The organism is Azospirillum melinis, from assembly GCF_013340935.1.
In the GTDB taxonomy this organism is placed as follows: Bacteria; Pseudomonadota; Alphaproteobacteria; order Azospirillales; family Azospirillaceae; genus Azospirillum; species Azospirillum melinis.
Genome location: NZ_WHOS01000113.1, coordinates 1 through 9335, shown reverse-complemented (window position 1 = coordinate 9335; position 9335 = coordinate 1). Strand labels below are relative to the sequence as shown.

The 9335-nt window shown below is 68.0% G+C and carries 7 protein-coding genes; 3 read left to right on the top strand and 4 right to left on the bottom strand.

Going from position 1 to position 9335, the window contains the following annotated elements; all coding sequences use genetic code 11:
• Window positions 1–404 precede the first annotated feature (404 nt).
• Window positions 405–1055 (bottom strand): DUF1345 domain-containing protein, encoded by a 651-nt coding sequence (locus GBZ48_RS35225; protein WP_174475274.1) that lies wholly within the window; start codon window positions 1053–1055, stop codon window positions 405–407.
• 42 nt (window positions 1056–1097) lie between these two features.
• The gene (locus tag GBZ48_RS35220; protein ID WP_174475273.1) at window positions 1098–2816 is read right to left on the bottom strand and encodes a VTT domain-containing protein; all 1719 of its coding nucleotides are present in this window, start codon (window positions 2814–2816) and stop codon (window positions 1098–1100) included.
• Window positions 2817–3116: 300 nt separating this feature from the next.
• On the opposite strand from GBZ48_RS35220, the gene GBZ48_RS35215 reads away from it, so the two are divergent.
• The 3 genes from GBZ48_RS35215 to GBZ48_RS35205 all read left to right on the top strand — a co-directional run bounded on the left by GBZ48_RS35215 (window position 3117) and on the right by GBZ48_RS35205 (window position 6853).
• A complete protein-coding gene (locus tag GBZ48_RS35215) occupies window positions 3117–4295 on the top strand; it encodes an acyl-CoA dehydrogenase (RefSeq protein ID WP_098735821.1) in 1179 nt (392 codons plus the stop codon).
• Between the two features lie 434 nt (window positions 4296–4729).
• Window positions 4730–6160 carry a selenium-binding family protein gene (locus tag GBZ48_RS35210; RefSeq protein ID WP_174475272.1) on the top strand — a complete coding sequence of 477 codons (1431 nt, stop codon included), beginning with the start codon at window positions 4730–4732 and terminating at the stop codon, window positions 6158–6160.
• A gap of 24 nt (window positions 6161–6184) precedes the next feature.
• Complete coding sequence (locus GBZ48_RS35205; RefSeq protein WP_174475271.1) at window positions 6185–6853, top strand: hypothetical protein; 669 nt, start codon at window positions 6185–6187, stop codon at window positions 6851–6853.
• Window positions 6854–6871: 18 nt separating this feature from the next.
• Here GBZ48_RS35205 and GBZ48_RS35200 read toward each other — a convergent pair whose 3' ends face one another.
• Window positions 6872–8557: a methyl-accepting chemotaxis protein gene (locus GBZ48_RS35200; protein ID WP_174475270.1), complete on the bottom strand. Its 1686-nt coding sequence runs from the start codon at window positions 8555–8557 to the stop codon at window positions 6872–6874.
• 346 nt (window positions 8558–8903) lie between these two features.
• Window positions 8904–9257, bottom strand: a complete 354-nt coding sequence (locus tag GBZ48_RS35195; protein ID WP_174475269.1) for a DUF6867 family protein — start codon at window positions 9255–9257, stop codon at window positions 8904–8906.
• Window positions 9258–9335: the final 78 nt, after the last annotated feature.

Below are 9335 nucleotides of genomic sequence, written 5' to 3'. Positions count from 1 at the left end.
GGGGGGGGGGGGGGGGGGGGGGGGGGGGGGGGGGGGGGGGGGGGGGGGGGGGGGGGGGGGGGGGGGGGGGGGGGGGGGGGGGGGGGGGGGCGGGGGGGGCGGGGGGCGGGGGGGGGGGGGGGGGGGCGGCGGGCGGCGCGGCAGGCGGCGGCGCGGTCTGGGCCGACGCCTTGGCGAACGCCAGGCCGAGCGACAGCAGCCCCAGCAGCAGGATCAGCGTCGCCGCCCGGAGCCGGACCGGCCAGCGGAGATGCAAGGAAAAGGCGCGGGCGGGGAACGGAGGGGTCGGCATGGCCTTGCGTCGCGAAGCGTGGCGTTCGATCCGATGAGAGTAGCGTAGATCCTGCGGCCGGGAAGGGGTTCCTACGGCTCGGTCGCAGCAATTGCGACAGGGCGGGCGGACCTCAGCTGACCAGCCCGGCGGCCAGATTGACGCCCAGCGCCAGCACCGCGGTGTTGAACAGGAAGGAGAGCGCGCCATGCATCAGCACCAGACGGCGCATGCCGGCGCCGCGGGTGGTCACGTCGGACACCTGTGCGGTCATGCCGACGGTGAAGCTGAAATAGAGGAACTCCAGGTAATCGGGAGCGTCGTTGCCGGGAAAATCCAGGCTGCGGTCCTGGCCCGACTTCCCGCCCAACCAATAATCGTGGGCGTAATGCTGGGCGAAGAAGACATGCAGGAAGCCCCAGGACAGCAGGACCGTCACCCCCGACAGGACCGCCGCCATTCCTTCATGCGGGGAACCCTTGGCCGACACCAGTTCCGCCACGATGGCGACCAGGGCAGCGAGCGCGGCCAGCACCGCCCCGGCCAGCACGCCCCATTTGCCGGGGTCGAGCAGTCTGGCCCGCCGGCGCATGGAGGCCACCGTGGCCCGGCTCATCAGGATGCTGGCCAGCAGGATGTAGACGGCGACTCCGCAATCCCAGCCGGTCAGCACCGCGGTGGTCGGCCGCAGCCAGACGGCGGCCACGCCCCCGGCCAGCAGGGCGACGGCCAGCGCCCCGCTCAGCGACGGGCGGTTGCGCAGATGGGTCAGGCTGCCGCGCATCTCGTCTCCAACCGATTGGCGTGCGGCGATGCGCACGCCCGTTCAGTTGGAGGCGGGATAGAGCGGAAGCAAGGTCTGCTGGCGGCGCTGATAGCGTACCAATTCCAGCGCGGTCAGCGGCTGCGCCCCGGCGGACCGGCAGGCGTCCGCCACCTCGAACATCAGCGCCTGCTGGTGGAACAGGGTGGCGTAGGCGTCGCCCAGCCTGAACTCCGGGTCCCACATGTGGATGGCTTCCGCCCCGGCGCCGTTCACCTCGATGATGCGGAAATCCTCGCCCACCGCCAGCCGCTCCACCGAGGCGAAGCGCACGTCGAAGCGGCCGAAATGGAAGCCCGGCATCTGGTCGGCGATCTCGTCGAAGCGCGCGGTCAGCGTCGCGGTGACGTGGCCGCAGGCATCCTTGTAGAGGCCGCCGACACGGCTGCTGCCGACCAGCGACAGCCGCACCGTGCGCCCGGCCTCCGGCACCTCGTCCAGCCGGTCGGCCAGCGCCTCGTGGTGCAGGTCGGCCTTCCAGGAGGCGCGCGGATCGGCGGCGATCAGCTGGCGCAGGGTGGAGCGGCCGTCGCCAACCACATGCGGGTAATAGCGGAAGGTCATGGAGAAGATGCGCCCGTGCCGTTCCCCCGGCTTGCGGACGTAGAAGATGCCGGCCTCGCCGGCGTAAGCCACATGCTCCTGCAGGATCAGCTTAACGTCGGCCGGAAAGCCGCGGAGATAGGTGCGGAGATCGGCGGCGTCGCGCACCAGCCGCACGCCGATGCCGCGCCAGCCGATGTCCGGCTTGGCGACCAGCGGGAAGGACAGGCCGGCGCCCGACGCCAGCGACTCCAGCTGTGCCGCGGTCAGCGACGGGCGGTTGACCAGGGCGACGGACTTCGCCGCCCATTGGCGCGCCTGCGGCCCGATCAGGTCCATGCAGGCGATCTTCGACTCGCCGAGAAGCCCGCCCGCCTCGATCGACGGGTTGGCGGCGGTCGGCAGGGACAGGCTGCGGTAGCGGACGCCGAGCGCCAGCCACTGCGCCACCAGCGGGATGTAGAACAGCAACGGCGGGATGCGCTCCGCCCAGCCGATGGTGGGGGCGCCGGCCGGCACCACCGGCAGGCCGGGCAGGGCGATGGCGCGCGGGGTCGGGCTGCCGTGCAGCGCGTCGCGCAGGGCCGCGGGCAGCAGCGGTTCCAGCACCGCCCGGATGCGGGCGAACAGCGCGCGGACGACGGCCTGCGCCCGCTTGGTGCGCAGGATCATCAGCAGCGCGGCGCAGCCGATGCCGATCACCTGCACCTGGATCGCCGCCGCTTCGAGCGACGAGGTCATCAGGGTCAGCAGCAGCCCGACATGCACGCCGGCGGTCGCCAGCGTGATGGCGATGAAGCGCAGGAACGGCACCCGCATCACCCCGCAGGCGAAGTAGGTCGGGAACAAGACGCCGGGAACCAGCCGGCAAGTCACCAAGGTCGGCAACAGGTTCCTCTGCAAGGCTCCGCGGCAGCGTTCAAGCATAGGACCCTCGGTCCGCCGCCGGATCCAACTGATCCGCAGGGACAATAGTCCAAGGACATAAATGAACAAATCGCCGATAACAATCCCACACAGCAGCGTGATGGCGGTCACGCCGATGCTGACGGTGCCGACGCTGACGAGGCTCGCTCCAACCGCAATTGCAACGTCTTCGTGCAGAAGCGTAAGCAAAGCAAGGCCCAGCAACAGGGGAAAACCGGCGAAAGCGGTTATTGGTTGCAATGCAGCAAACACGTGCGGGGTGTCCGTTGGGTAGGGGGCGGTTACGGTGCCGTCGGCAAAATTGCATAGGAAATGGTAAGCTTCACGTTAAAACTTTTATGAAACCGTGCGACATAGCGACTGTTTCTTTTGAGCCATATAGGAACGTTATGGCTATGATAGAAAATATGTGTTTGCAGCTATGGCGCCGGCGCGGCAGAGTGCGTTTCAATCGATGGCCGGCCGATGACTGCCTTACGACCAGCCGTTTGGACGGCGGCCCATCGATGACCGGCGGATCAACCGCCCTGTGACACGACCAGGAGACGCACCGTGCAGAGCATCCAGTGGGACGACGCCTTCCTCCTTGAATCCCAGCTGACCGAGGATGAGAAGCTGGTGCGCGACAGCGCCCGCGCCTACTGCCAGGACCGGCTGCAGCCCCGTGTCATCTCCGCCTTCCGCGAGGAGCGGTTCGACCGCGAGATCATGACCGAGATGGGCGAGCTGGGCCTGCTGGGTCCGACGATCCCGGAGGAGTACGGCGGGCCGGGCGTCAGCCACGTCGCCTACGGCTTGGTCGCCCGCGAGGTCGAGCGGGTGGACAGCGGCTACCGCTCCGCCATGTCGGTGCAGTCCTCGCTGGTCATGCACCCGATCTATTCGTATGGCAGCGAAGAGCAGAAGAAGAAGTGGCTGCCGCGTCTGGCAACCGGCGAGCTGATCGGCTGCTTCGGCCTGACCGAGCCGGATCACGGCTCCGATCCCGGCGGCATGAAGACCCGCGCCACCAAGGTCGACGGCGGCTATCTGCTGTCGGGCTCCAAGATGTGGATCACCAACTCCCCCATCGCCGATCTCGCCGTCGTCTGGGCGAAGTCGGACGCCCATGACAACAAGATCAAGGGCTTCGTGGTCGAGCGCGGGACCAAGGGCTTCTCGACGCCGAAGATCGAGGGCAAGCTGTCGCTGCGCTCGTCGGTCACCGGCGAGATCGTGCTGGACGAGGCCTTCGTCCCCGACGAGAACCTGCTGCCCAACGTGTCGGGCCTGGGCGGCCCGTTCGGCTGCCTGAACAAGGCGCGCTACGGCATCGCCTGGGGCGTGCTGGGTGCTGCGGAGTTCTGCTGGCACGCCGCCCGCCAGTACACGCTGGACCGCAAGCAGTTCGGCCGTCCGCTGGCCCAGACCCAGCTGGTCCAGAAGAAGCTGGCCGACATGATGACGGAGATCACGCTGGGCCTGCAGGCCTGCCTGCGCGTCGGCCGCATGATGGACGACGGCAGCTGGTCGCCGGAAGCCATCTCGCTGATCAAGCGCAACAACTGCGGCAAGGCGCTCGACATCGCCCGCGTCGCCCGCGACATGCACGGCGGCAACGGCATCTCCGAGGAATTCCAGGTCATCCGCCACATGGTGAACCTGGAGACGGTGAACACCTATGAAGGCACCCATGACGTCCACGCCCTGATCCTGGGCCGGGCGCAGACGGGCCTCCAGGCGTTCTTCTGAGCGGAAAGTCCATCCCCTTTCCCGCCTCTCGTGCCAACGCATGCGTTGCCGGCGGCATCGGGCGGATCGCAGGTCCGCCCGGTATCGGGGAGGAGGGGGAAGCCATCGCGACGCGCCAGATGTGCGGGGACGTTGCGGGAATCGGTGTGGTTGCGGATTCCCGGAGCGAACCCCTGTTCTCGGCCGATACCGGCTTCCTTCATCCCGAGGCGGGAATTTTTCCGCGGGAATTTTTCCATTGTACGCCGGGCGCTCCATGGGACTGGCCGGAAGCCTGGATGGGGGCTTGATCGGTCCGTTCCGAAAGCTACTTCGGAATTGGGGTGATTGTCGCCTCGGCAGATAGACAATACTCCCCCTTTTCCTCCGCCGGTGCCTGTCGAGGCTGAGATATCCTTTCCAATTCGGCGCATGCCGGTTTGGGAGGAATTTCCATGGCGACCTGGACTCCTGATCCCAGTTTCTACCCCTCGCCACGCATGGCGATGCAGGCCGCTCCGGAGCGGCTGGCCTATGTGGCGATGCTGAATGTCGGAGATGGGCCGGATGCGCTGGGGGTGGTCGATGTCGATCCCTCCTCGGCCAGCTACGGCCGGCTCCTTCGGCGGGTCGACATGCCGAATGTTGGCGACGAGCTGCACCATTTCGGCTGGAACGCCTGCAGTTCCGCCCTGTGCCCCTACGCTCCGCATCCGCATGTGGAGCGGCGATACCTGATCGTGCCCGGGCTGCGGTCGTCGCGCATCCACATCCTGGACACCAAGCCCGATCCCGCCGACCCCAAGATCGTCAAGATCATCGAGCCGGAGGAACTCGCGGCGCGCGCCAATTATTCCCGCCCGCACACGATGCATTGCGGACCGGAAGGCATCTATGTCAGCGCGCTCGGCAACGGAAAGGGCGATGGCGGCGGGCCGGGCGGTGTCTTCCTGATGGACCACGAGACCTTCGAGGTGCTCGGCCAGTGGGAGATCGACCGCGGTCCGCAGTTCCTGGCCTACGATGTCTGGTGGCATCTCGGCCAGGATACGCTGATCACCAGCGAATGGGGCACGCCCGACATGATCGAGGACGGGTTGAACCCCGAGCTGCTGCTCGGCGCGAAATACGGCCATCAGGTCCATTTCTGGGATCTGCGCAAGCGCCGGCACCGGCAGACCATCGATTTGGGGCCGGAGTACCAGCTGGCGCTTGAACTGCGGCCGGCCCACGACCCGACCAAGGCCCATGGGTTCATGAACGCCGTGGTCAACCTGTCCGACCTGTCCTCGTCGATCTGGCTGTGGCATCGCGAGGATGACGGCAGCAGGTCCGGCCGGTGGGCCATGCGGAAGGTGATCGACATCCCGGCCGAACCGGCGGACCCGGATCTGCTGCCGCCGCTGCTCAAGGGTTTCAAGGCGGTGCCGCCGCTCGTCACCGACATCGACCTGTCGCTGGACGACCGCTGGCTCTACGTGTCCTGCTGGGGCACGGGGGAGATGCGGCGGTACGACGTGTCCGACCCGTTCCAGCCCAGGCTGACCGGCTCGGTGCGGTTGGGAGGGATCGTCGGGCGCAGCCGCCATCCCGGCGGCGATGCCGATGGCGGCACCCTCAACGGCACCCTCAACGGCGGCCCGCAGATGGTCGAGGTCAGCCGTGACGGCAAGCGGGTCTATTTCACCAACTCGCTGTACCGGAGCTGGGACGACCAGTTCTACCCGGACGGCATCAAGAGCTGGATGGTCAAGCTCGATGCCGACCCGGATGGCGGGCTTACCATCGACGAGCGGTTCTTCCTGCGCTTCGACGACGAGTTCCGCGGTCACCAGATCCGGCTGGAAGGCGGCGACGCCTCTTCGGATTCCTACTGCTATCCATGACCGCCATCCGGGGGGCGCCTCTCCATGGATGACCCGTGGCAATGGCTGGCGCTGGCCGGGCTCGGCGCCTTCCATGGAGTGAACCCGGCGATGGGATGGCTCTTCGCCGTGGCCCTCGGCCTTCAGGAAGGACGGCGGGGTGCCGTCATCAGGGCCCTGCCCCCCATCGCGCTCGGCCATGCCCTGTCGGTGCTGGTGGTGGTGGCGGGCTTCGCCATCCTGCAGCTGGTCGTCGCGACGGCCCCGCTGAGGCTGGTCACGCCCGCCCTCCTGATCGGTTTCGGCCTCTACCGGCTCGTGCGCGGATACCGCCACCGGCTGAGGGTCGGCATGCGCACCGGCTTTGCCGGGCTGACGCTCTGGTCCTTCCTGATGGCGTCGGCCCACGGGGCCGGGCTGATGATCCTGCCCCTGCTGCTGGGCATGCTGGCGCCGGCGCAGCTGATGGCGCTGTCCCTGTGCGGACCGGGGGCGGGAATGACCGGCCCGGTCGCCGCACTGGGATCGGCGGCGGCCGGGCTGGCGGTGGTTCTGGTGCATATGGCGGCGATGCTGGCGGTGATCGCCGTCATCGGGCTGGCGGTTTTCGAGACCGTCGGGCTCGGCATCCTGCGCCGCGGCTGGGTGAATTTCGACCTGTTGTGGGCGGGCGCCCTGATCGGCACCGGAGCGGGGTTCCTGCTGCTGGGGTGAGCCCCGCCGTCAGGGAACCTATGCTGCCTTCACCTCTCCGTTCGCCTGCTGGCGCACCTCGGTCAGGAAGCGCTCCACCTCGGCCGACAGGGCGCGGGTCTGGCCGGACAGGCCGCGGGCGGCGTCCTGGACGCCAAGCGCGGTGCTGCCGGCGCTCTCCGCCGTTTGGGCCAGGGCTGCGATGGTGGCCGAGACGTCCTGGGTGCCGAGTGCGGCCATCTCCACCGCCCGCGCGATCTCCTGGGTGGCGGCGTTCTGTTCCTGCACCGACTGGGTGATGGTGCCGGAAATGCCGTCGATTTCGGTGATGGTCGAGCCGATGGCGCCGATGGCGTCGGCGGCCTCGCGGGTCACCGACTGCATGGCGTTGACCTGGGCGGCGATCTCGTCGGTGGCCTTGGCAGTCTGGTCGGCCAGCCCCTTCACCTCGGTCGCCACGACGGCGAAGCCCTTGCCGGCCTCGCCCGCCCGCGCCGCCTCGATGGTGGCATTCAGCGCCAGCAGGTTGGTCTGCTTGGCGATGGCATGGATCAGCCCGATCACCTGGCCGATGCGCTCGGCGTTGGCGATCAGCCCCTGGACGGTGGCGTTGGTGCGGTCGGTGTGCGACACCGCCTCGCCGGCGATGCGGGCGGAATGGCCGACCTGATCGGAAATGCCGCCGATGGAGCTGGCGAGTTCGGTCGCCGCCGCCGCGGCGGAGCGGACGTTGGACTGGATGTCGTCGGATTCGCGGGCGACGTTGCGGGTCTGGCTGGTCGCCTCGCCCACCACCGCGGCCATGCGGTCGGCGCTGTCGGCCATGCCGGAGGCCGACTCGGCGATGCCCTCGACCAGCCGCTTCACCGTGCCCTGGAAACGGTCGGCGAGGTCGAGCAACGCGGCGCGCTTGGCCTGTTCCGCCTTGGCGTCGGCTTCGGCCTGGGCCGCATGCATGCGCTCGATGGCGCGGGCGTTGTCGCGGAAGACGGTGACCGAGCCGGCCATGGCGCCGATCTCGTCGGAACGGCCGGTGCCGGGCACCTCGACCGCGGTGTCGCCGTCGGCGAGCTTCGCCATCGCCGCCGACATAGCGCGCAGCGGGCGGATGACGATGCGGCCGAGCAGGAGGTTCAGCAGGGCGATCTGCACCACCAGCGCGATCAGGCAGATGGCGATCTGGTTGCGCATCTGGGCGGCGATGGCGTCGATCTGCTGGTCCAGGCTCCAGGCGATCTGGAGGGCGCCGACCAGCCGGTTGCTCTTGCCGGTCACCACCGGCACCGTCACCACGATGTGGCCGTTGGCCGGGCGGGTCTGCGCCCCCTTGCCGGCCAGCACTGCCTCGACCAGATCCTGATCGGCCTTCAGGTCGTATTTGGCGAAGCGCTGGTTGGAGAAGTCGGCGAGCGTGCCGGCGGATGTCGCCGCCCGCAGCGAGGCGAGCTGCACCTCGTTGCTGTCGGCCAGCGGCATGAACTCCGTCTCGATGGAGGCACCGTCGCCGGCGACGAAGCTGGTCTTGGTGGCGTTGGCCAGCATGTCCGTCTTGACGCGGGCATCGTGCGTGGCGAGCCGCACCGCGTCGTCATATTGCATCTTGGCCTGAAGCCCCATGATGACGATGAAGCCGCCGACGATGGCGGCGACGAAGGCCGCCGTCACCTTCCGCCCCACGCTCCAGAACCGTCGCGGCCGGGATGCGGCCGCCTTGTCCACTGCCATGCTCTTGCCCCTTCCCGTGCCGCCTCCGCTTCCTGCCCGACCGCCGGCCATGAGGACGCGGCGCAGGGCACGGCGAAGCACCGCCGGCAAGGCCGGCGTCCGCCACAGAAGCGTCAACGAATTGCAAAATTTAAATGATATTGTAACCGCATATCATGGTCTGCACCACGATCTTCTTCTCTGACTTTCGGAAGATTGCCAATTGTCACAGCAATCCCAAAGTCGTGGTCCGGCTTTGACAAAGTGAAGGCGCCGCCGTCGCTTGGACGAAGCGGCGCCTTTTCGTGCCGGAAATTTTACAAATCCGGCTTCAGTTCTTTTTCGGCCGTGCTTTTTCGGAACCGCGTCAGCCGCGGGCCGGGCTGCGCTCCCGCCAGCCGAAGGGGCCGGCAGTCTCGTACAACCACGGATACTGGTTTACCATGCGCCTTGCGATGGCGATGCGATGGGCGGTCAGCGTGATCAGGCCGATGACCACGGTGTGGACGATGAAGCCCCACAAGGACAGCAGCTGCTCGCCGAACAGGCCCCAGGCGAGGAAGCGGTCGCCCACCCCCAGCAGCAGCGAGTAGGCCAGCACGCTCGACACCGGCTTCCACCCTTCGGCAAGCGTCTGCCCGGTCAGAACCCCGCAGCCGCCGAACACCAGAAGCGTCAGGAACACGAACACCGGAAGCGATGAGCCGAGGATCGTTTCCATCTCAGTGTCCCCCTTCCAGATAGGCCGCGCGAACCTCCGGGTCGGCCAGCAGCTGCGCCCCGGTTCCCGTCATCGTGA

Coding starts and splice junctions, on each gene's coding strand:
- GBZ48_RS35205 (WP_174475271.1), top strand. CDS start 6,185: ATGGATGACCCGTGGCAATGGCTGGCGCTGGCCGGGCTCGGCGCCTTC.
- GBZ48_RS35210 (WP_174475272.1), top strand. CDS start 4,730: ATGGCGACCTGGACTCCTGATCCCAGTTTCTACCCCTCGCCACGCATG.
- GBZ48_RS35225 (WP_174475274.1), bottom strand. CDS start 1,055: ATGCGCGGCAGCCTGACCCATCTGCGCAACCGCCCGTCGCTGAGCGGG.
- GBZ48_RS35195 (WP_174475269.1), bottom strand. CDS start 9,257: ATGGAAACGATCCTCGGCTCATCGCTTCCGGTGTTCGTGTTCCTGACG.
- GBZ48_RS35200 (WP_174475270.1), bottom strand. CDS start 8,557: ATGGCAGTGGACAAGGCGGCCGCATCCCGGCCGCGACGGTTCTGGAGC.